Consider the following 20,030-nt stretch of genomic DNA (forward strand, 5'->3'; position numbering starts at 1 on the left):
TAATCGGCACTGGCTGTCAGGAAACTGAGGCGGGCATTACAGATTTGTCAGTCGTGGGGGTGTTCCAGGCGCCGCTTGAGGTTGCCCAGGGCCTGGTTCGACAGCTGCTCCATGCGCGTGCGCAAACCGCCCAGTTGCAGGTCGGTGGCGTACTCCAGGGTGCGCCGGAACAGCGTGCCGTCGCCTTGCTTGCTCAACTGGTAGCGGATCGAACCGTCCAGCGCCGCAGAGCTGAACAGGGCCTTGAACTCCTTGGGAAACACCGCCACCAGCACCCGGTAGCTCATGGGCATCTGCACCCCCAGCAAGTCCATGATTTCACTGAAACGGTGGCCGGCGGGCAACGAGCCGCAAAGCCCGGTGTCGGCGCGCAGGCTGCAAGGGTGCCACTCCGGCCAGCGGTCCGGTTGGGTCACGTAGTAGTAGACGGTGTCGATGCTGGCCTGGATAAACAGTTCCTGGCAGATCTGTTCATGCAACAGGTGTGTCTGGCGCTGCCCCATGAGGCACCCCACTTCCTTGTGACCGGAGCCTGCAATATAGCCCCGCCATGGCGTGTCGCCAGCGGCGGGGGCTGACCGTTCAGCGGACTTTGAAGCGGCTCATCAACTGGCTGACCCGGGCATTGGCCAGCAGCAGGCTCTGGGTGTTGCTTTCCCCGGCCCGGGCGCTGTCCACCAGTTCCTCGACCATGTGTCGGATGCTCACCATGCTGCGGTTGATCTCCTCGGTCACCGCGCTCTGTTGCTCGGCTGCGGTAGCGATCTGGGTGCTCAGGCTGTTGATCTGGCCCACCGAGTCGGCCATTTCATCCAGCCCGCTGTTGACCCGCGCCGTGGCGTCCGCGGCCGACTGGCAGCTGGCCTGGGTGTTTTCCATGGCGCTGACCGAAGAACTCACGCCCTGGGTCAGGCGCGTGAGCATTTCATTGATCTGCGACGTGCTGTCCTGGGTGCGTGCCGCCAGGGCCCGCACTTCATCGGCGACCACGGCGAAGCCTCGGCCCTGTTCCCCGGCGCGGGCGGCCTCGATGGCGGCGTTCAGGGCCAGCAGGTTGGTCTGCCCGGCAATCGCGCCGATCACCCCGAGGATTTCAGTGATGCGCTGTGCGTCGGCCTGCATGGCTTCGACCTTGTGCGTGGCGTCGGCGACCTCGTCGATCAGCGCGATGACGCTGCCGGAGGCTTGGCCGACCACCACCCGCGAGCGCTCCGCGTGTTCGTTGGCGCGGCGGGTAAAGTCCGCGGTCTGCGCGGCGTTGGCGGCGACGCTGTCGGCGGTGCTGCTCATTTCGGTGATCGCGGTCACGGTCTGGTCGGTTTCCGAGGCATGACGCAGCAGGATCTGCTGGCTGTGGGCCGAGCTCTGCTGCAACTGCCCCAGGCTGCCGGCCATGGCCTCGGTGGCCTGGGTGACTTCGCCGATCATGTTCTGCAGGTACTGGATGAAGTGGTTGACCGAGTGGCCGATGGCCCCCAGCTCATCCTCGGCACGGATCACGATGCGCCGGGTCAGGTCGGCGTCACCGGTGGCCAGGGCGTCGATATTGCCCTTGAGGATCTTCATCCGCTGCACCAGTTGGCGGATCGCATAGATCTGCAGCAGCACCAGCAGGATCACCATGGGGATCTGCAACAGGCTCAGGGTGCTCAGCACGTCATCGCGCTGGGCGGTAATCAGCTGGGTCGGCAGGGCGCTGGCGAGGAACCACGGAGTGCCTTCGATGGCGCGCATGAAGAAGGTGCTGGGCACCCCGGCGTTATCGAACTCGACCCGCCGCGCCCCCTGGTCGCGTTGCTGCAGGGCGGCCTGGACCTGGGCGGCGAAGGGCGAGCCGGCACTCAGGTCGCGAATGTTCTTGAGCACGATCTGGCCGTTGATCCGCGAGCTGTTGCTGATGATCTTGCCGTCGGCCTCGACGATCAGCATCTCGGCCTTGAGCGCCTGCTCCTGGCGCGCCACCAGGTCATTGAAGAAGCCCAGGGTCACGTCGATGGTGGCCACGCCCCACGGCTGCCCGTCGCGGCGGATGGCCATGGCGCAGTTGGTCCGTGGTTCGGCACTGGCGTCGTCCTTGTAGGCTGCGGCCCAGGCGCACTGGCCGGGCGCGGTCTGCATGCCGCCCTTGTACCAGGGCTGCTCGTAGTAGTTGGGCGCCGGGTCGCTGTTCCAGAAGGTATTGACCACCAGCGTGCCGGAGGCGTCGCGGTGCCAGAAGGTGCTGTGCTTGTTGCGCCCCGGGGTGCGCTGGCCGGGCAGCGGCCAGATGCCACCGCCAAAGACTTTCTGTTCCCCGTACTGGTCCACCAGGCCCGGCAGGACCTTGTCGATGCTGTCGCTGTCGAGCAGGGGAATGGTCTGGGTGATGCTGCGTTGCTGGGCCTGGACCTTGTTCAGCTCGCCCTGGATGCGTTGCGCGACCTCGGCGATGCGGTTGAGGGCCACCTGTTCTTCGGTATGGCGCAGCTTGGGCGCCACCAGTTGGCTGATGCCCACCACCGTGAGTACCAGCATCAAGACAATGAACAGGACCAGAAACAGCGTGTAGCGGGCTTGAATCGTGCGCAAAGCGGGCATGGGACCTGTCCTTACCGGGCGATTTTTATTGTTCGGGAATGCGCTGTGTTGTCAGGGCATCCACAGGATGTCGGCGCGGCTCAAGGGCTCTTTAGTACGATCGTGCAAAAAAGTCCTGTGGCTGCCGGGAAAAATCCGATGAGGGGCTGGAACGCTGGAAAAGGAGGCGAGGAAGGGGCCGAATCAGGCACAAAAAGATGACGTCTTGAGGGGCATGAAAAGCGCCGGCGCCCTTTAAACAAAGGCTCTGCGGCAATTGTGTCGAGTTTGTACAAAAATTGTAAATTGTGGAAATAAAGCGTTGTTGCTGGCTGGCTCGGCGTTGATACTTGCGCCCAATCAGATGTTTCAACACGGCTTACATCCTTTTCCAGATGCATCGTCAGATCATTCATGACGCTGAAAAGGAGCGTGGAAGGTCGGACTACAGGAGTTTTAGCATGGCAATCGGATACGTTGGCGGCTGGACCAGCAAGGCAGGCCTGCTGGTGCAGGAAAACGGCGGCAGCTCGGCCAAACCGGTTTCGCAGAGCGCCAAGGTGCGGCAGATGTTGAGCCTGGTGGGAAGCAACCCCACGGTGCTGGATATCCGCAAGATGGACCAGTTGAAGCTGCACAAGCAGATCAAGGGCTTCGATCCAACCAACGTCACCGCCAAGTCCCTGGGTGGCATGAGCACCTTTCTGAAGAACAATGGCCTGATTTCTGACGTCACCGCCTTGAACCTGATCAACGCGGGCGACCAGTTCGACCGTTTCGGCATTCCGAAGAACCCTGAGCAGCCGTTCAATGCCCTCGAATACTTCGCGATGAAGCTCGATGACATCCAGAACAACAACCTCAAGGGCAACAAGTACGCCAACTACCTGATCCCCGAGTACAAGAAAGCCATCTATGTACTCCAGGGCTTGCAGAACTACGGCAAGGGCAACGGCACCACGGTGACCGACAAGAACGTCTCCACCAAGGCCTGACCCGCTTGCACCCGCGCCCCCACAGCGGGGCGCGGTGCAGGTCGTGCTTCAACGATCCAGCATGGCCATGACGGCCTCGTCATAGCGTGTTCCAGCGGTGGTCTGCGGGCTGAAGATCTGCTCCAGTGACGCCAGCTCCTCGGCGCTCAGTTTCACCTCCAGCGCCGCCACGTTCTCTTCCAGATAACGCCGTTGCTTGGTTCCGGGAATCGGAATCAGGTAGTCGCCCTGTGCCAGCACCCAAGCCAGGGCCAGTTGCCCAGCGCTGACGCCTTTATCCGCCGCCAGTTGTTGCACCTGTTCCACTAGGCGCAGGTTGCGCTGGAAGTTCTCCCCCTTAAAACGCGGATTGAAACGCCGGTAGTCATCGGCGGCAAAGTCGTCCGGGCTTTTCAGGGCACCGGTGAGAAAGCCCCGGCCCAGCGGGCTGTAGGGCACGAAGGCGATGCCCAGGCGCTGGCAGGCGGCAAGGCAGCCGTTGTGCTCCTGGTCACGACTCCACAGCGAATACTCACTTTGCAGGGCGCTGATCGGATGCACCTTGTGCGCGCGCTCCAGGGTTGCCGCCGACGCTTCGCTGAGGCCCAGGTAACGAACCTTGCCCGCCTTGACCAGCTCGGCCATGGCACCGACGGTTTCCTCGATGGCCACGTCCGGGTCGACCCGGTGCTGGTAGTACAGGTCCAGGGTTTCGACCCCCAGGCGGCGCAGGCTGCCGTCGATGGCGGCGCGGATGTATTCCGGCCGGCCGTCGACCCCGCGTGCCGTCGGGTTGGCCGAGTCGCGGACAATGCCGAACTTGCTGGCCAGGAACACCTGCTCACGCTTGCCGCGAATCGCCTGGCCGATCAGTTCCTCGTTGCTGTGGGGGCCGTAGATGTCGGCGGTATCGAGCAGGTTGATCCCCAGTTCCAGGGCCCGGTGCAGGGTGGCGACGGATTCCCGGGGATCGCTGCCGGTGGTGTAGAAATCGCTCATGCCCATGCAGCCAAGGCCAATGGCGGAAACCTGCGGACCGTTGTGACCCAGTTGTCGTGTGTGCATCGATGAAGACTCCGGTAAGGGGAAAGAGGGGCCATTGTGCTGCTCGACAAAACACCGATAAACAGGCTAAAAGCGCTATCACTATTATGATTTTCTAAATAATTGGCGAAATTTTCATGGACCGTTTCAATGCCATGCGGGTCTTCACCCGGATCGTCGAGCTGGGCGGCTTTGCCCGCGCGGCCGAGAGCCTGCAGATGCCGCCAGCCTCGGTGACCATCCTGATCAAGCAACTGGAGGCCCACCTGGGGGTGCAGTTGCTGCACCGCACCACGCGCCAGGTCAGCCCGACCCTGGACGGCGCCGCCTATTACCAGCGGTGCGTGCGCCTGCTGGCGGACCTGGAGGAAAGCGAGGCGGCGTTCTCCCTGGCCCGGCTCAACCCCCGGGGAATGCTGCGGGTGGACATGCCGGTGGGCATCGGCCGCTTGATCGTGATTCCGGCGCTGCCGGAGTTTTCCGCGCGCTATCCGCTGATCGAGCTGGAGATCGGCCTCAACGACCGCCCGGTGGACCTGATCCGCGAAGGCGTGGACTGTGCCTTGCGCGGCGGCCCGGCGCTGGACGAGAGCCTGGTGGCGCGGCCGCTGGCGCAGTTGCAGCAGGTCACCTGCGCCAGCCCCGGCTACCTGCGCCAGCGCGGGGTGCCCGATACCCCGGAAGACCTGCAGGGGCATCAGATGGTCGAGTATTTCTCCAACGTCAGCGGCAAGCGCTATGGCCTGGAATTCTTCTTCGCCGGGCAACTGCGGCCGGTGCAGTTGCCCAAGCAGGTGGCGGTCAACAGCGCCGACGGTTACCTGGCGGCCTGCGAGGCCGGCTACGGGCTGATACAGACGCCGTACTACCACGTTGCCCGGCAGCTGCAGGAGGGCAGCTTGCAGCGGGTGCTGGAGGCGTTTGCTTTGCCGGCGTTGCCGTTGACCGCGCTGTACCCGCCCCAGCGGCACCTGTCGACCCGCCTGCGGGTATTCGTCGATTGGCTGGTGGAGCTGTTTGCTCGCCCGGGCAATCACATTGCCTGCCCCTAGGGGCCCAGGGCCAGGCAGCAAAACGCCCGCGACAGGGCGGGCGTTGTGGAGGGGTGGGGCAGTGGCCGATGGATTGGCCGGATGACTCAGCGGCGATAGTGGTAGTAGCCCGGGCCGCCGCCATCATAGTAACGGTGGTGCCCGCCGTCACGGGGCATGATGATGCAGCCCGACAGGGTCAGCAGGGCCAGCAGGGGAATCAGCAGTGTGATTCGACGAAACATGGATCAATCCTCAAAGGGCTCGGGGAACACGGCAGGACGACAAGGAAGAAAAAACTCCTTCGCGCCTGTACCATGTGACCCCGATTTGCCCCGTCCATCCCCGAATCCGGGTATGAGCTTGGCATCGGCCTTGATACACAGTGGATACAATTACAGCTTCAGGACCCGGCAATGACTCAGAAACAACGCTTGATCTATTCGATTCTGATTTCCCTGGTGGTACTGGGAATCATGCTTGGCCTTTCCTACCTGCAGAACAACGGCACCATCAGCGAAAAACTGTTCCAGTACATCGCCATCGGCGTGGCGGTGGTCGTGGTGGTGATCAACGGGGTGATGCGCCGCAAGGTCAAGCCCTGAGCCAGGGCTCGACGGTCTCAGGCGAGACCGTCGAGGACCTCGGCGGCCTGCTGGTGCAGGCTGTAGCTCTTGTCTGCATTGAGGGTCAGCACGCCCTCGCTGCACAGCCGCTTGAGCACTTCCCGCACACTGAGAAACGACAGCGGAATGTCCAGCTCCAGCAGCTGGCTGTGGATGCCGCGCACCCCCAGGGAGCGATCGCTCTGGGCGGCGGTGAGCAGCGCATCGATGACTTTCAGGCGAATCAGGCTGGTGCGCAGGCCGAAGCTTTTCAGCAGGTGCTTGATCCGTTCGTTGCTGTTGCGCTCGGCGTTCTTGCCGAAGACACCGGCACCGGCGTTCAGGGAAGGCGTGCTATTCACGGTGTTGCCGTCCATTGGCAGTTGCGGGTTGTACATGCAAAAACTCCTTTTCAGAGCCTGATCAGGAAAAGAATGATGGGCGCTCTAGTCACTAGACGAACGAGCCCGACAAATCATGAAGTCTTCAATGTAGAAAATTTGTCGGTATCAAGTCGCTGACATGTCATGGCGACGCCTGGATCGCATCAGGATTAAATTTTTCTCGGCCATTTCGTCTCTATCGGCAGGCAGGCGTCGGTTGAACCGTGCGCGGCTGGATTTCCAGACTGGCGGCGTTGCCTTTGCTTCCTGCACTCCAGTCCTGGTTCTGAATGTTTGCATCAGGAGTCGGCGTGATCATTTCCAGGCAGTTACCGAATTTTTGCCTTGCAGCCCTGTTTCTCAGCCTCAGCTGTGGCGCTCATGCGCTGGCACAGCCCGAGCAGACCCGCGCCGAAATTCGCCGCACCAGCTTTGGCGTGCCGCATATCCGCGCCGACGACGAACGTGGCCTGGGTTACGGCATCGGCTACGCCTACGCCCAGGACAACCTGTGCCTGATGGCCAATGAAGTGTTGACGGTCAACGCCGAGCGCTCGAAGTATTTCGGCGCCCAGGCACAGACCCTGGAACAGCGCGACAACCTCACCAGCGATGTGTTTTTCAGCTGGCTGAACACGCCCCAGGCCGTGGCCGCTTTCTGGCAGGCGCAGACCCCGGCGGTGCGCGAGCGCATGCAGGGGTACGTCGAGGGTTACAACCGCCAACTGGCGGAGCGCAAGAACCAGGGCCTGCCCGAGCAATGCCGGGGCGATTGGGTGCGGCCGCTGGCCACCTCGGACCTGGTGAAACTGACCCGGCGCTTGCTGGTGGAAGGTGGCGCCGGGCAGTTCGCCGAGGCCCTGGCCGGCGCCACGCCACCCGGCGCTACGGCCCAGGCCGCGGTAGCCGGCGCCGCGTGGCAGCTGGCCGCTGCCCGTCAGCAGCGGTTCGCCCTGGACCGTGGCAGCAACGCCGTGGCCATCGGCAGCGAGCGCTCGTTCAACGGTCGCGGGCTGTTGCTGGCCAACCCGCACTTTCCCTGGGTCGGCGCGATGCGCTTCTACCAGATGCACCTGACCATTCCCGGGCAGTTGGATGTGATGGGCGCGGCCTTGCCCGGCCTGCCGCTGATCAACATCGGTTTCAACCAGCACCTGGCCTGGACCCACACCGTGGATGCCTCCAAGCACTTCACCCTGTACCGCTTGCAACTGGACCCCAAGGACCCGACCCGATACCTGCTGGACGGCCGTTCATTGCCGTTGCAGCGCCAGACAGTCACGGTGCAGGACAAAGGACCGGACGGCCAGTTGCAGGCGCGTTCGCGCACCCTCTACAGCTCGGTCTTCGGCCCGATCGTGCAGTGGCCGGGGGAGCTGGACTGGGACCGTGGCCATGCCTACAGCCTGCGCGATGCCAACCTGGACAACACCCGGGTGCTGGCTCAGTGGTACGCCATGAACCAGGCCAGCAGCGTGGCAGGGCTGCAAGACAGCGTGCACCGGTTGCAGGGCATTCCCTGGGTCAACACCGTGGCGGTGGATGATCAGGGGCGCGCGCTGTACATGAACCAGTCGGTGGTGCCCAACGTCACCGAGGCCAAGCTGGCGCAGTGCAGCGACCCGCGGATCGGCACCCGGGTCATCGTTCTCGACGGCTCGCGCAGTGCCTGCGCCTGGGACATCGATCCGGCGGCCGCGCAGCCGGGGATCTTCGCCGCGAGCCGGCTGCCGCAGCTGGCGCGCAACGACTACCTGCAGCACTCCAACGACTCGGCCTGGATGGTCAACCCGGCGGCGCCACTGCAGGGGTTCTCGCCCGTGATCAGCCAACAGGACGTGCCGTTGAAGATGCGCGCGCGTTTCGCCCTGGAACGCCTGAGCCGGATGCACAAGGCCCAGGTCAGCGACCTGCAGCACATGGTCACGGATGACCAGGTGTACCTGGCCGGCCAGGTGATGCCGGACCTGCTGCAGTTCTGCGAGCAGGACCTGGGCGCGGATGTCCAGCGGCTTGCTCCCCTGTGTGCCAGCCTGAAAGCCTGGGACCGTAGCGCGGGGCTGCAGGCGGGCCTGGGCTTCGTGCACTTCCAGGGCATCATGCAGCCGCTGCTGCAGGACCCCGGGGTATGGCGCGTGGCGTTTGATCCCAAGGACCCCCAGCACACTCCGCGCGGCCTGGCGATCTCCCGTGCACCAGTGGCCCAGGCACTGCGCGAGGCGATGCTGGCTTCGGCGCAACAGGTGGCCGCAGCCGGGTTGGGCGAGGCGGTTCGCTGGGGCGATATCCAGCAAGTGAGCCAGGGCGGGCAGCCGACCCCGGTGCCCGGCGGCCCGGAAAGCCTGGGGGTGTACAACGCGATCCAGAGCGTGCCGGCGGCCGCTGGCAAGCGTGAGGTGGTGAGCGGCACCAGCTACCTGAACGTGGTCAGTTTCGATGAGCAGGGGCCGCGCGCCCTGGGGCTGCTGGCGTTCTCCCTGTCCAGTGACCCGGCGTCGGCGCACTTTCGCGATCAGACCGCCGCCTTTGCCCGCAACCAGTGGAGTGTGCTGCCCTTTACCGAAGCGCAGATCCGCGCCGACGGCCAGTACTCGTTGCAGGTCATTCAGCAGCCGCGCCAGGAGGCCGTCCTGGCGCGTCAGTGATGGTGGGTGTTGAGCGAGGGAAGGAGGCCGCCCCGGCAAGGGGGCGGCTTTCAGCTTTCGGGTGGGGACTGTGGCAGGGAGTTGATCACCGGGTTGCCATCGCGATTGCGGGTCAGGTAGACCGGCAGCACCTTGGGCAGCGAGGTCAGCAGGCTCTTGATTTCCCGGGTGTTGTAGATGCCGCCGACGCGGATCTTGCCGGTGCTGCTGTCGGCGACCTGCACCGGGCTGTCCAGGTAGCGGTTGATCAGCGGCAAGGCGTCGCTCAACGCCAGGTTGTTCAGCACCAGCTTGCCGTTGCGCCAGGCCAGGGAGCTGTCCTGGCTGTAGGTCTGGCTGATCTGCGGCTGGAAATCGCCGCCCTTGTAGCTGGCCTGCATGCCAGGCTCCAGGCGGAAACCCTCGCCGGGCAGCGCGGTGTTGCTGCTGACCAGCACCGAGCCCTGGAGCAGGGTGACGCGGACCTGGTCTTCATACATCCACACATTGAACTGGGTGCCGGTGACCTTGACCTGGCCGTCGGCGGCCTTGACCACAAATGGATGGCTGGCGTCGTGGCTGACCTTGAAGAAGGCCTCGCCTTTTTTCAGGTTGACCCGACGCTGGTCCTTGTAGTCGCTGTAGCTCAGGGCGCTGCCCAGGTTCAGCTCCACCTCGGTGCCGTCGGCCAGGGTGACCTTGCGCAGGCTGTCGCTGGCTTCGAAGCGCTGGTAGGAGGACGGCAGCCAGCCCAGTTCCCAACCGCTGTAGGCCGCCAGGGGCAGGGCGCACAAGGCGATGGCTGCCGCCATGCCGTACTGCTGCCAGCCACGCCGGGGCACCGGCTTGACCGGGGCAGGGGCAGGCGCAGGCGCCGGTGCGGTAGTGAGCGCGGAGTGGGGCAGATGATCGGCCACTTCCCATATCTCCCGCATCGCCTCGTACTCGAAGGCGTGCAGGGGGTCGGCATCATGCCATTGCTGAAAGGCCAGACGCTCCGCGTCGCTGCAGTCGGGTTCATGCAGGCGCATGCACCACTGGGCTGCCGCTTGGGTAATGGCGTCGTATTCGGCTTCTGAGAGGATCTGTTCGCTCATTGACTCTTCCTGATTTCGCGCATTCTACCCTCCGCGGCAAGCCTTGTAGAACAGCCGTCATGGCGAATGAGTATCAAAGTGAACTTATTTTCACCGAAGGCGCCCTGAAAACAGGTTTTGTATCGAGCTGATGCACAGCCTTCAACCCAGGCTTCGGCAACGGTTGGGGGCTTGCTTCACCGGCATTTCTGGCACCTTGCCTGCAAGCCTCCGGGAGTGGTTGACAGGGCTGGCGTATGGCGTTGTTTAATCGCCAGGTTCACACGCTGTCGCCCCCTCCAATAATGATTCTGGAGCTTCAGATGTCTGCATCGTCCCTGGTCGTCGAAACACCCCCCCAATACCTCTCTTTACCAGCCCTGGTGCAGTTGCTGGAGACGATTTTCCAGCGTCACGGCTGCCGCGCCGAAGTGGCCCGCTGCCTGGCCGAGAACTGCGCCGGCGCCGAGCGCGACGGCGCCCACAGCCACGGCGTGTTCCGCATACCCGGTTATGTTTCTACCCTGGCCAGTGGCTGGGTCGACGGCCAGGCCGTGCCGCGGGTGGAAGACGTGGCGGCGGCCTTTGTCCGGGTCGATGCCGCCAACGGCTTCGCCCAGCCGGCCCTGGCCGCCGCCCGTGAATTGCTGGTGAGCAAGGCCCGCAACGCCGGTATTGCGCTGCTGGCGATCCGCAATTCGCACCATTTCGCGGCGCTCTGGCCAGATGTTGAACCCTTTGCCGAAGAGGGGCTGGTGGCCCTGAGTGTGGTCAACAGCATGACCTGCGTGGTGCCCCATGGTGCCGACCGGCCCTTGTTCGGCACCAACCCGATCGCCTTTGCCGCCCCCCAGGCCCAGGGCCAGCCGATTGTCTTCGACCTGGCCACCAGCGCCATTGCCCATGGCGATGTGCAGATTGCTGCGCGCAAGGGCGAGCGCCTGCCCCTGGGCATTGGTGTCGACAGCCTGGGCCAGCCGACCCAGGACCCCAAGGCGATTCTCGAAGGCGGCGCCTTGCTGCCGTTTGGCGGGCACAAGGGCTCGGCGCTGTCGATGATGGTGGAATTGCTGGCCGCGGCGCTGACCGGGGGCAACTTCTCGTTCGAGTTCGACTGGTCCAACCATCCCGGGGCCAAGACCCCCTGGACCGGCCAGTTGCTGATCGTCATCGATCCGAGCAAGGGCGCCGGGCAGAGTTTTGCCGAGCGCAGCCAGGAACTGGTGCGGCAGATGCACGCGGTGGGGCTCAAGCGCCTGCCGGGCGATCGCCGGCATCAGCAGCGTGATCGTTCACAACAGCAGGGCATTGCCATCGCCGCCGAGCAGTTGCAGCAGCTGCGGGCGCTGGCGCAAGGCTGAAAGCATGAAAAAGGCCAGGTCGCGGTGCGCGTACCTGGCCGGGGAAGGGCTGTCGCCGCTTACGAGCGACGGCCCAGCAACAGGCCCACCACCAGGCCCAAACCGGCGGAAATCGCCACGGTCTGCCACGGGTGGCCACCGATGTATTGCTCGGTGGCGTCCACCACCGGCTTGCTGCGCTCGCGCACATGGCTCACCGAATCCAGCGCCTGCTTGAGCTTGAGGCTGACTTGCCGGCGCAGGCTTTCGCCTTCTTCGCCCACCAGGCTGGCGCTGCCCTTGAGCAGTTTTTCCGATTCTTCGATCAGCGCCTGCAGTTCGCTGAAAGCCTGGTCCTTGATTTGATCGTTTTCCGCTTGCGCGGCAGATTTACGAGCCATGAAGTTTTTCCTTGGAAAGATCGCCGCTGGTGCCAGAGCAGCTTCTGCTGCTGCGCTGATTGCTGCCCGCGCCAGCGGCTACAGGTGAATGGATGGCAAGCAATGGAGTCTGCGAGGAGGGCAAAAGTTGCAGCTGTTTTGCGCCTGGTTCACGACCCCGGGGTAAAACCCTCAGCCCCTACAGTGTAAGATGGCGCCTATTTTACGCAGCAGGAATTTCCCATGAGCTTCAATCTGGCTAACAAGACCCTGGCCGAGCGCGCCGCCATCGAGGACGAGAAGTCCCGTCTCTTCGACTTGTGGCAGAGCAACCTGGGCAAGGCCAAGGGCGAGGCGGCGCGGCTGTTCGGCGAGCGCGGCAAGCGCAAGGGCAAATGGGCCGAGTGGGTCCGCGCCGAGCTCGACGGCATGTCGCCGCCGGAGTACTCGAACATGGTGCGCAGTGAAGTCAATCGCCTGATGGCGGCGAACAAGTAAGGGCAAAACTCTCGACAATCGCCTCGCGCACCTTCACCAGCAGCGGGTCGGTCTGCGGGCTGGTCCGCCAGCCCAGCTCGATCGGATAACGCGGCAGTACAAGGGGGCAGGGCAGCAGCCGCAGGCCGGTGAACTCGGCGATCCGCCGCGCGGCATGCGCTGGAATGGTCGCCACCGCCTGGCTGCCCTTGAGCAGAAACGGCAAGGCGGCAAAGTGCGTGGTCGAGGCGCAGACCTGACGGCTCAGGCCCAGGTTGGCCAGGCCTTCATCGGTAATCCCGATAAACCCCTGGGACGACACCAGCAGGTGTTCGCGCTCGACGAACTCTTCAAGGCTGATCTGTTGCTGCCCTGGGGCCAGGCTGGCGGGGTCGGCCAGGCACAGGTAGTGGCCTTCCCCCAGCACCTGACGGCTGAGCAGGCGCTCGGCAAACCCTCCTGCACTGATGGCCAGGTCGACGCTGCGCTGCAACAGCGCCTCGGCGACGATCTGGCTGTGGCTCTGGCGGAAAATCAGCCGCAGCTTCGGCGCGCGCCGGGCCACGGCCTCGATCATCTGCCGGCCGTAGGCAATCTCGAAATCATCCGACAGCCCGAGCGTCACCGAACGGCCCTGATAGTCGGCGGCGTCCGGGGCGACCATGGCCAGGCTCTGGCGGCATTTGTTCAGGGCTTCGCTGACCACTGGCTTCAACTGATTGGCCTTGAGGGTGGGGGCCAGCCCGCGTCCGGTGCGCACGAACAGCGGGTCGCCATACAGTTCCCGCAGCCGGCGCAAGGCCGCGCTCATGGCCGACTGGGTGACGCCCAGGCGCAGCGCGGCATGGCTGGCACTGGACTCGTCATGCAGGGCTTCGAAGGCCTTGAGCAGGTTGAGGTCGACACTGGCGATATTCATCTGGTTCATATCATTAAGCACTGGCATGGGGTTTATCGATGATCAGGGGCCGCTGCAAAATGGGCAACACCTGATTGCCACGGAGACATCCCATGCCCAAGTCCGTTGTCGCTGCCCTGCAGATCGGTGCCTTGCCCGAAGGCAAGGCCGCCACCCTGGAACAGATCCTGTCCTACGAAACCGCGATCATCGAAGCCGGCGCGCAGTTGGTGGTGATGCCCGAAGCGCTGCTGGGGGGCTACCCCAAGGGCGAAGGCTTCGGCACCCAGCTGGGGTATCGCCTGCCGGAGGGGCGCGAGGCCTTCGCCCGCTATTTCGCCAATGCCATCGATGTCCCCGGGGTGGAAACCGAAGCCCTGGCCGGGCTGTCGGCGCGTACCGGGGCCAACCTGGTGCTGGGGGTGATCGAGCGCAGCGGCAGCACCCTGTATTGCACGGCGCTGTACTTCGACCCGCAGCAGGGGCTCACGGGCAAGCACCGCAAACTGATGCCCACCGGCACTGAGCGGCTGATCTGGGGCAAGGGCGATGGCTCGACCCTGCCGGTGCTGGACACCCAGGTCGGCCGGGTCGGCGCGGTGATCTGCTGGGAGAACATGATGCCGCTGCTGCGCACCGCGATGTATGCCCAGGGCATCGAGGTCTGGTGCGCGCCGACGGTGGACGAGCGGGAAATGTGGCAAGTGAGCATGCGCCATATCGCCCACGAGGGGCGCTGCTTCGTGGTCAGCGCCTGCCAGGTGCAGGCTTCCCCCGAAGAGCTGGGCCTGGAGATTGCCCATTGGCCGGCGCAACGGCCGCTGATTGCCGGCGGCAGCGTGATTGTCGGGCCGATGGGCGATGTCCTGGCCGGGCCGCTGGTGGGGCGCGCCGGGCTGATCAGCGCGCAGATCGATACCGCTGACCTGGTGCGGGCGCGCTATGACTACGACGTGGTTGGCCACTACGCGCGCCCGGATGTATTCGAACTGACGGTGGACCAGCGCGCCCGCCCCGGGGTGCGCTTTACCTGAGCTGGCGCCATTCCTCGCGGGTGATTTCCCAGAGGTCCACGGGAAACCGCCCGCTGACGAACTCGCCTTCCTCGGAACGGATCAAGCGCATGCCGCCGCGCTCGGAAATCCGCCGCGAAGCCTGGTTCGGCGCCGCCTTGGGCACGCGCATCAACGGCCGTTGCAGCACCTCGAACCAGTAGTGGTCCGCCGCCTCGCAGGCCTCGCTCATGTAGCCCTGGCCCTGCCATGGCGGGGCCAGCCAGAAGCCGCGGTTGTCGTCAGCCTGGTCCATCAGGCTGATGCAGCCGATCATCTGCCCCGGGTCGCTGCGCAGGCGCAGGGTCCAGTGCCATTCCGCGCCCCGGGCCATGGCCGGCAGGGCCAGGTCGCGCACGTAGCGCAAGGCGCCGTCGGCCGGGTAGGGCCAGGGCACCAGGGCGTTGAGGTAGCGCACCACCTGCCACTGCGGGAACAACTGCTGGATGGCGTCGGCATCCGCCAGCTCCAGAGGCTGCAGGAGCAATCGCGAGGTGGACAGCGGCGTTAGGTTGCCGTTCATGGCCTGGGTTCCTTGTGGGGGTTGCCGAGCATCAGTCGCTGGCTGAGAAAATCGACGAAGACTCGCAATTTTGGCAGCAGGTGTCGACTGCTGGGCCAGAGAATGGAGAATTTGCCGCGTTCCTGCTGGTAGTCGTCCAGCACCGACACCAGGCTGCCATCGGCCAGGGCACCACACACCACGAACTCTGGCACGTAGGCAATGCCCAGGCCCTGGGTCGCGGCATGAATCAGCGATTCCAGGTTGTTGCTGGTCAGGGCACTGCCCAGCTCCAGCGGCGGCGCGCCGCTGGCCTGGCGCAGGTTCCACTGCTGCAGCACGCTGCCGCCGGGGAACTTGTAGCGCAGGCAGGCATGCCGCTCCAGGTCCTGGGGCGTCTGCGGAGTGCCGCGCCGGGCAAAATAGCCGGGTGCGCCGATCAGCACGAAGCCGAAGGGCCCCAGGTTTCTCGACTTGAGCTGCGAGTCCGGCAGCTCGCCGCTGCGGATCACCGCGTCCACCCCTTCGGCGATCACGTCGATCAGCCGGTCGTTGAAATCCAGGTCCAGCTCGATGTCCGGGTAGCGCGCGGAAAACTCCGGGAGGATCGGCAGCAGCATGCGGTAGCCGATGGCCGGCAGGCTGACCCGCAGCCGGCCCCGGGGCGTGTCGCTGAGCCGCGCCAGTTCGGCCTCGGCTTCCTGGACCTGATCGACGATGCGCTGGCCGCGCTCGTAGAACAGCGCGCCTTCGTCGGTCAGGCTGATGCGCCGGGTACTGCGGTTCAGCAGGCGCACGCCGAGGCGCTGCTCCAGGCGCGCCAAGGCTTTGCCCACCGCCGAGGCGGACAGCCCCAGGCGCTCGCCGGCACCCACCAGGCTGCCGCTCTGGACCACGCAGACAAACACCTGCAGGCCGTTAAGGTTGTCCATCGTTCACCTCGATTGCAGCGTTTTTGTCCGTAAAGAGCGGAAGAATGCCCTGTTTTTTGCCGATTGCGGCCTGCCTACCATGGTTTTTCTTTAAACGGACCCTGGCTAGCAGGGCTGAGAGGTGTGTGTGAACCCTGAACTCGAACTATCCCTCGGGCAGTCGGCCCGGAGTCGCCCGCAGTCCGCCTCTGGCGTGCTCGCCGCGGTGTGCCTGGCGGCCCTGATGCTGCCGCTGACCTTTGTCGGGGTGGCCGTGGCGACCCCGGCCATTGGTCATGAACTGGGTGGCAGCCCGCTGGCCCTGAGCTGGACCACCAATGCCTTCATGCTGACCTTTGGCAGTGTGCTGATGGCAGCCGGCACCCTGGCCGACGAATTTGGCCGCAAGCGCCTGTTCAGCCTGGGCGTGGCGCTGTTCGGCCTGAGCTCCCTGGCCCTGGTGTTCGTGCCGACGCTGCTGTGGCTGAACCTGTTGCGCGGGGTCCAGGGGCTGGCCGGCGCCGCAGCCCTGGCCGGTGGTTCGGCGGCCTTGGCCCAGGCGTTCGAGGGGCCGGCGCGCACGCGGGCCTTCAGCCTGCTGGGCACCACCTTTGGCGTCGGCCTGGCCTTCGGCCCGATCCTCGCCGGAGCACTGGTGGAGCACGTCGGCTGGCGCGGGATCTTTGTCTCCGGGGCGCTGATCGGCGGCCTGTCCCTGGGGTTTGGCGTGCCACGCATGGCAGAGTCCCGGGACCCCGAAGCCCAGGGCGTGGACTGGCCCGGCACCTTGAGTTTCACCCTGGCCCTGGTGCTGCTCACCTGGGGCATCCTGCAGGCCCCGCAAAGCGGCTGGAGCAGCCCCTGGGTCCTGTCGTTGCTGGCGGGGTCGATGCTGGCGCTGTGGCTGTTCATTGTCGTCGAGGGGCGGGCGGCGCGGCCGATGCTGGACCTGTCGTTGTTCCGTTACCCGCGCTTTGTCGGGGTGCAGGTACTGCCCATCGCCACCTGTTACTGCTATGTGGTGCTGCTGATTTTGCTGCCGATCCGCTTTATCGGCGTTGAAGGCTACAGCGCCATCGATGCCGGGCTGCTGATGCTTGCGTTGTCGGCGCCGATGCTGGTGGTGCCGTTCGCGGCGGGCTGGCTCAGCCGCTGGTTCAGCGCCGGCAACCTGTCGAGCCTGGGCCTGCTGGTGGCCGCCGCCGGTTTGTGCTGGCTGAGCCTGGTCGGCCCGGCACAGGCGCCAATCGAACGGGTCTGGCCGTTGCTGCTGATCGGCCTGGGCAGCGGGCTGCCCTGGGGATTGATGGACGGGTTGTCGGTGAGCGTGGTGCCCAAGGAGCGCGCGGGCATGGCCAGCGGCATTTTCAGCACCACTCGGGTGGCCGGCGAGGGCATTGCCCTGGCTCTGGTGGTGGCGCTGCTGGCGGGGCTGTTGCAGCAGTCCCTGGCCGGCCGGGCATTGCCCGGCGAGACGCTGATGCTGGCGGCTCGGCAACTGGCCGGAGGCGACCTGCCCGGTACGCTGGCGACCGTGCCGGAGCTGGGCCGGGAAGCGTGGCTGACGCTGTATGGGCAAGCGTTCAGCCGGCTGTTGCAGGTGCTGGCGCTGATTACCCTGCTGGCGGCGCTGGTGGTGCGAGTGACGCTGCATGAGCCGCGCCACCCGAGGCCGGCGACGGCCTGATCAGCGGAACTCGAAGAACTCGTAGTGCAGATTGCTTTCGGGAATCTCGCACTCGTTCATCAACTGGCGAACCTGACCGAGCAGGCCCTTGGGGCCACAGAAGCTGACCTGGATCTGCTGCGGGTCGGTTTCTGCCGCCGTGCGTCTCAGGGTCTGCGCCAGGGGTTCGCTGCCGCCGCTGTTGGCGACGAAATTCACCCCGCGAGCCTGGGCCATGCCTTGCAGGGTGTCGGCGCTGGGGAACGCCCGCGACGGGTTGTAGCAATACACCAGGGTGGCCTTGTCGAATTGCCCGGCGGCGTCATCCTGCAGCCAGGAAATGAACGGCGAGATGCCCACGCCGCCACCGATCCAGATCTCCCGGGCGGCTGCCTGCGGTCGCTTGAAGCGCCCGTAAGGCGCGTAGATGTCGGCGCGCATGCCAACCTTGACCCGCTGGCGCAGGCGCTGGGTGTAGTCGCCCAGGGCCCGGATCACGAACTCGATGCGCCCGTCATGCTGGTGGGCACTGGCGATAGTGAACGGGTGCGGTTCGCGCAGGCCCTTTTCCTGCATCGCCAGAAAAGCGAACTGCCCGGCCTTGAAGGGGAACCCCTTGCCCAGGGGAATCAGTTCCAGGTGCAGGGAGTTCTTCTCCACCTTGACCGCCGTCACCTGGTATTCACCGGCCTTGGCCAGTAGCGGGTAGAGCAGCAGCTTGTACAGGGCACCAAGCACCCCGAGCACGCAGAGCAGGCCCAGCCAGATGCCCGAGGGCGAGTCGAGGGTGATCGGCGACTTGAAGCTCAACCCGTGCAGGATGACGATCAGGAACAGCGGGCCGGAGAGCTTGTGCCACCAGCGCCACTGGCTGTAGGGAATGTTGCGGTTCAGTGCCAGGAGCACGATCAGGCCCAGGGCCACGTAGCTCAACTGGCGCACCAGGCGCGTCCAGTACTTGGACAGTTCGAGGATCGGCACACTGTTCCATTCATCCAGGTTGGCCTTGAACACCAGGTGATAACTGGCGAACGCCAGCGCCCAGATGCCCAGCCATTTGTGCGCCTCGTAGACCCGGTCAAGGCCACCGAACAGCCGCTCGACCCAGCCCCATCGGCTGGCCAGCAGGCAGGACAGGGCCATGTAGGCCAAGGCGGTGCTGCCGAGAATCATGCTCAGGGTGGCCGAGGTCAGCCAGGTGGCGGAAGGAATCTCCAGCAGGAGGGTGAAGGTGGTGATCAGCAGAGTGCCGACAAGCGTGTGCCAGGTTTTCAAAAGTGCATGACTCCAATGAGGAAATGCCGTCATGGCGCGGCAAAGGGCGCGAAGCATAAAGCGGTTATGACAGGCTTTTTGCCGCCAAAACCTCGGGGATTTTAACCGATTGGCCAGTGGGTGCAGTGATCTGAATCATCGATCTTTGGTCTATAAAGTGTTGAAAATGATCGAATATCACTCGCATTCCGATTCCGTGCAGGAACGCTGTCCGGGCAGGCGCGGGCGGGTGTTTGTGTGTCGATTGTGCTGCACCGGTGTTCGCGTGCGTCTAGCAGCCATAGCCCCGCCCATAGCCCCGCAGCCGTATTGGTAATGAGTCAGAACATGCAAGACCTGTTGAACCAGATTCTCGATGAAGTCCGCCCCCTGATCGGCCAAGGCCGGGTGGCCAATTACATTCCGGCCCTGGCGGATGTGCCGGCCAACCAGTTGGGCATTGCCGTGTATGGCAACGACGGCCAGGTGTTCAGTGCCGGGGACGCCGACACGCCGTTTTCGGTGCAGAGCATTTCCAAGGTCTTCAGCCTGGTGCAAGCCATTGGCCATTCCGGCGAGGCGATCTGGCAGCGCCTGGGCCACGAGCCCTCGGGGCAGCCCTTCAACTCCCTGGTGCAGTTGGAATTCGAGCGCGGCCGGCCGCGCAATCCGTTCATCAACGCCGGGGCGCTGGTGATCTGCGACATCAACCAGTCACGCTTCGCCGCGCCGGCCTTGTCGATGCGCGACTTTGTCCGGCGCCTGTCGGGCAACAGTCAGGTGATGGTGGATGGCCGGGTGGCGGAGTCGGAATACCAGCACCGCGCCCGTAACGCGGCCATGGCCTACCTGATGCAGTCCTTCGGCAACTTCCATAACGATGTCGAGGCGGTGCTGCGCAGCTACTTCAGCCATTGCGCCTTGCGCATGAGTTGCGTCGACCTGGCCCGGGCTTTCTGTTTCCTGGCCAACGACGGTTTCTGCAAGCACAGCGGCGAGCAGATGCTCAGCCGGCGCCAGACCCAACAGGTCAACTCGATCATGGCCACCAGCGGCCTGTACGACGAAGCCGGCAACTTCGCCTATCGGGTCGGCCTGCCGGGCAAGAGTGGCGTGGGCGGGGGGATTGTCGCGGTGGTGCCGGGGCAGTTCACGGTGTGCGTGTGGTCGCCGGAACTCAACGGCGCCGGCAACTCGCTGGTGGGCATGGCGGCCCTGGAACTGCTCAGCCAGCGCATCGGCTGGTCAGTGTTCTAG

The 20,030-nt window shown here is 64.8% G+C and carries 19 protein-coding genes and 2 pseudogenes; 9 read left to right on the top strand and 12 right to left on the bottom strand.

Going from position 1 to position 20,030, the window contains the following annotated elements:
• Positions 1 to 47: 47 nt before the first annotated feature.
• From LXM55_RS02265 to LXM55_RS32600, 3 genes and pseudogenes are all read right to left on the bottom strand, one after another.
• Positions 48 to 503: an SRPBCC family protein gene (locus LXM55_RS02265; RefSeq protein WP_233318219.1), complete on the bottom strand. Its 456-nt coding sequence runs from the start codon at positions 501 to 503 to the stop codon at positions 48 to 50.
• A gap of 79 nt (positions 504 to 582) precedes the next feature.
• A pseudogene (locus tag LXM55_RS32595) lies at positions 583 to 1,104 on the bottom strand (methyl-accepting chemotaxis protein); the annotation flags it as partial.
• A 339-nt stretch (positions 1,105 to 1,443) separates the two neighbouring features.
• Positions 1,444 to 2,577: pseudogene (locus LXM55_RS32600) on the bottom strand (cache domain-containing protein); the annotation flags it as partial.
• 440 nt (positions 2,578 to 3,017) lie between these two features.
• Between LXM55_RS32600 and LXM55_RS02275 the strand changes: the two are divergent.
• Positions 3,018 to 3,551, top strand: a complete 534-nt coding sequence (locus tag LXM55_RS02275; protein WP_233318222.1) for a hypothetical protein — start codon at positions 3,018 to 3,020, stop codon at positions 3,549 to 3,551.
• A 48-nt stretch (positions 3,552 to 3,599) separates the two neighbouring features.
• Here the strand turns inward: LXM55_RS02275 and LXM55_RS02280 are convergent, their stop codons facing one another.
• Entirely contained in the window at positions 3,600 to 4,595 is a 996-nt protein-coding gene (locus LXM55_RS02280; protein WP_233318224.1) for an aldo/keto reductase, read from the bottom strand.
• Between the two features lie 116 nt (positions 4,596 to 4,711).
• On the opposite strand from LXM55_RS02280, the gene LXM55_RS02285 reads away from it, so the two are divergent.
• The gene (locus tag LXM55_RS02285) at positions 4,712 to 5,626 is read left to right on the top strand and encodes a LysR family transcriptional regulator (RefSeq protein WP_233318227.1); all 915 of its coding nucleotides are present in this window, start codon (positions 4,712 to 4,714) and stop codon (positions 5,624 to 5,626) included.
• Positions 5,627 to 5,712: 86 nt separating this feature from the next.
• Here the strand turns inward: LXM55_RS02285 and LXM55_RS02290 are convergent, their stop codons facing one another.
• A complete protein-coding gene (locus tag LXM55_RS02290; RefSeq protein WP_233318229.1) occupies positions 5,713 to 5,850 on the bottom strand; it encodes a hypothetical protein in 138 nt (45 codons plus the stop codon).
• Between the two features lie 171 nt (positions 5,851 to 6,021).
• On the opposite strand from LXM55_RS02290, the gene LXM55_RS02295 reads away from it, so the two are divergent.
• Positions 6,022 to 6,210: a hypothetical protein gene (locus tag LXM55_RS02295; protein ID WP_233318231.1), complete on the top strand. Its 189-nt coding sequence runs from the start codon at positions 6,022 to 6,024 to the stop codon at positions 6,208 to 6,210.
• A 17-nt stretch (positions 6,211 to 6,227) separates the two neighbouring features.
• Here the strand turns inward: LXM55_RS02295 and LXM55_RS02300 are convergent, their stop codons facing one another.
• Entirely contained in the window at positions 6,228 to 6,608 is a 381-nt protein-coding gene (locus tag LXM55_RS02300; protein ID WP_233318233.1) for a fe2+ zn2+ uptake regulation protein, read from the bottom strand.
• Between the two features lie 296 nt (positions 6,609 to 6,904).
• Between LXM55_RS02300 and pvdQ the strand changes: the two genes are divergently transcribed.
• The gene (pvdQ, locus tag LXM55_RS02305; protein WP_233318236.1) at positions 6,905 to 9,238 is read left to right on the top strand and encodes a bifunctional acylase PvdQ; all 2,334 of its coding nucleotides are present in this window, start codon (positions 6,905 to 6,907) and stop codon (positions 9,236 to 9,238) included.
• Positions 9,239 to 9,288: 50 nt separating this feature from the next.
• On the opposite strand, the gene LXM55_RS02310 is transcribed toward pvdQ, so the two are convergent.
• Complete coding sequence (locus LXM55_RS02310) at positions 9,289 to 10,314, bottom strand: FecR family protein (RefSeq protein ID WP_233318238.1); 1,026 nt, start codon at positions 10,312 to 10,314, stop codon at positions 9,289 to 9,291.
• 302 nt (positions 10,315 to 10,616) lie between these two features.
• On the opposite strand from LXM55_RS02310, the gene LXM55_RS02315 reads away from it, so the two are divergent.
• The gene (locus LXM55_RS02315) at positions 10,617 to 11,654 is read left to right on the top strand and encodes an Ldh family oxidoreductase (protein WP_233318240.1); all 1,038 of its coding nucleotides are present in this window, start codon (positions 10,617 to 10,619) and stop codon (positions 11,652 to 11,654) included.
• Positions 11,655 to 11,713: 59 nt separating this feature from the next.
• On the opposite strand, the gene LXM55_RS02320 is transcribed toward LXM55_RS02315, so the two are convergent.
• On the bottom strand, positions 11,714 to 12,034 hold the full coding sequence (locus LXM55_RS02320; RefSeq protein ID WP_233318241.1) for a DUF883 family protein: 321 nt from the start codon (positions 12,032 to 12,034) through the stop codon (positions 11,714 to 11,716).
• 222 nt (positions 12,035 to 12,256) lie between these two features.
• Here LXM55_RS02320 and LXM55_RS02325 point away from each other — a divergent pair, with 222 nt between their 5' ends.
• Positions 12,257 to 12,511 (top strand): hypothetical protein, encoded by a 255-nt coding sequence (locus LXM55_RS02325; RefSeq protein ID WP_011061196.1) that lies wholly within the window; start codon positions 12,257 to 12,259, stop codon positions 12,509 to 12,511.
• On the opposite strand, the gene LXM55_RS02330 is transcribed toward LXM55_RS02325, so the two are convergent.
• Entirely contained in the window at positions 12,483 to 13,418 is a 936-nt protein-coding gene (locus LXM55_RS02330; RefSeq protein WP_233319017.1) for a LysR family transcriptional regulator, read from the bottom strand. The two genes, LXM55_RS02325 and LXM55_RS02330, sit on opposite strands and share 29 nt — an antisense overlap.
• An 83-nt stretch (positions 13,419 to 13,501) precedes the next feature.
• On the opposite strand from LXM55_RS02330, the gene LXM55_RS02335 reads away from it, so the two are divergent.
• Entirely contained in the window at positions 13,502 to 14,422 is a 921-nt protein-coding gene (locus LXM55_RS02335; protein ID WP_233318244.1) for a carbon-nitrogen hydrolase family protein, read from the top strand.
• On the opposite strand, the gene LXM55_RS02340 is transcribed toward LXM55_RS02335, so the two are convergent.
• Complete coding sequence (locus LXM55_RS02340; RefSeq protein WP_233318246.1) at positions 14,415 to 14,963, bottom strand: GNAT family N-acetyltransferase; 549 nt, start codon at positions 14,961 to 14,963, stop codon at positions 14,415 to 14,417. The two genes, LXM55_RS02335 and LXM55_RS02340, sit on opposite strands and share 8 nt — an antisense overlap.
• Complete coding sequence (locus LXM55_RS02345; protein WP_233318248.1) at positions 14,960 to 15,874, bottom strand: LysR family transcriptional regulator; 915 nt, start codon at positions 15,872 to 15,874, stop codon at positions 14,960 to 14,962. Before LXM55_RS02345 ends, LXM55_RS02340 begins: the two co-directional genes overlap by 4 nt.
• A gap of 127 nt (positions 15,875 to 16,001) precedes the next feature.
• Between LXM55_RS02345 and LXM55_RS02350 the strand changes: the two genes are divergently transcribed.
• Positions 16,002 to 17,540 (top strand): MFS transporter, encoded by a 1,539-nt coding sequence (locus LXM55_RS02350; RefSeq protein ID WP_233318250.1) that lies wholly within the window; start codon positions 16,002 to 16,004, stop codon positions 17,538 to 17,540.
• Here the strand turns inward: LXM55_RS02350 and LXM55_RS02355 are convergent, their stop codons facing one another.
• Entirely contained in the window at positions 17,541 to 18,794 is a 1,254-nt protein-coding gene (locus tag LXM55_RS02355; RefSeq protein WP_233318252.1) for a ferredoxin reductase family protein, read from the bottom strand.
• Between the two features lie 327 nt (positions 18,795 to 19,121).
• On the opposite strand from LXM55_RS02355, the gene glsB reads away from it, so the two are divergent.
• The gene (gene glsB / locus LXM55_RS02360; protein WP_233318254.1) at positions 19,122 to 20,030 is read left to right on the top strand and encodes a glutaminase B; all 909 of its coding nucleotides are present in this window, start codon (positions 19,122 to 19,124) and stop codon (positions 20,028 to 20,030) included.

The organism is Pseudomonas sp. Au-Pse12 (assembly GCF_021341665.1).
Taxonomy (GTDB): Bacteria; Pseudomonadota; Gammaproteobacteria; order Pseudomonadales; family Pseudomonadaceae; genus Aquipseudomonas.

Coding starts and splice junctions, on each gene's coding strand:
- LXM55_RS02280 (WP_233318224.1), bottom strand. CDS start 4,595: ATGCACACACGACAACTGGGTCACAACGGTCCGCAGGTTTCCGCCATT.
- LXM55_RS02345 (WP_233318248.1), bottom strand. CDS start 15,874: ATGGACAACCTTAACGGCCTGCAGGTGTTTGTCTGCGTGGTCCAGAGC.
- LXM55_RS02340 (WP_233318246.1), bottom strand. CDS start 14,963: ATGAACGGCAACCTAACGCCGCTGTCCACCTCGCGATTGCTCCTGCAG.
- LXM55_RS02310 (WP_233318238.1), bottom strand. CDS start 10,314: ATGAGCGAACAGATCCTCTCAGAAGCCGAATACGACGCCATTACCCAA.
- LXM55_RS02300 (WP_233318233.1), bottom strand. CDS start 6,608: ATGTACAACCCGCAACTGCCAATGGACGGCAACACCGTGAATAGCACG.
- LXM55_RS02320 (WP_233318241.1), bottom strand. CDS start 12,034: ATGGCTCGTAAATCTGCCGCGCAAGCGGAAAACGATCAAATCAAGGAC.
- glsB (WP_233318254.1), top strand. CDS start 19,122: ATGCAAGACCTGTTGAACCAGATTCTCGATGAAGTCCGCCCCCTGATC.
- LXM55_RS02290 (WP_233318229.1), bottom strand. CDS start 5,850: ATGTTTCGTCGAATCACACTGCTGATTCCCCTGCTGGCCCTGCTGACC.
- LXM55_RS02275 (WP_233318222.1), top strand. CDS start 3,018: ATGGCAATCGGATACGTTGGCGGCTGGACCAGCAAGGCAGGCCTGCTG.
- LXM55_RS02285 (WP_233318227.1), top strand. CDS start 4,712: ATGGACCGTTTCAATGCCATGCGGGTCTTCACCCGGATCGTCGAGCTG.
- LXM55_RS02325 (WP_011061196.1), top strand. CDS start 12,257: ATGAGCTTCAATCTGGCTAACAAGACCCTGGCCGAGCGCGCCGCCATC.
- LXM55_RS02330 (WP_233319017.1), bottom strand. CDS start 13,418: ATGAACCAGATGAATATCGCCAGTGTCGACCTCAACCTGCTCAAGGCC.
- LXM55_RS02295 (WP_233318231.1), top strand. CDS start 6,022: ATGACTCAGAAACAACGCTTGATCTATTCGATTCTGATTTCCCTGGTG.
- LXM55_RS02315 (WP_233318240.1), top strand. CDS start 10,617: ATGTCTGCATCGTCCCTGGTCGTCGAAACACCCCCCCAATACCTCTCT.
- LXM55_RS02265 (WP_233318219.1), bottom strand. CDS start 503: ATGGGGCAGCGCCAGACACACCTGTTGCATGAACAGATCTGCCAGGAA.
- LXM55_RS02335 (WP_233318244.1), top strand. CDS start 13,502: ATGCCCAAGTCCGTTGTCGCTGCCCTGCAGATCGGTGCCTTGCCCGAA.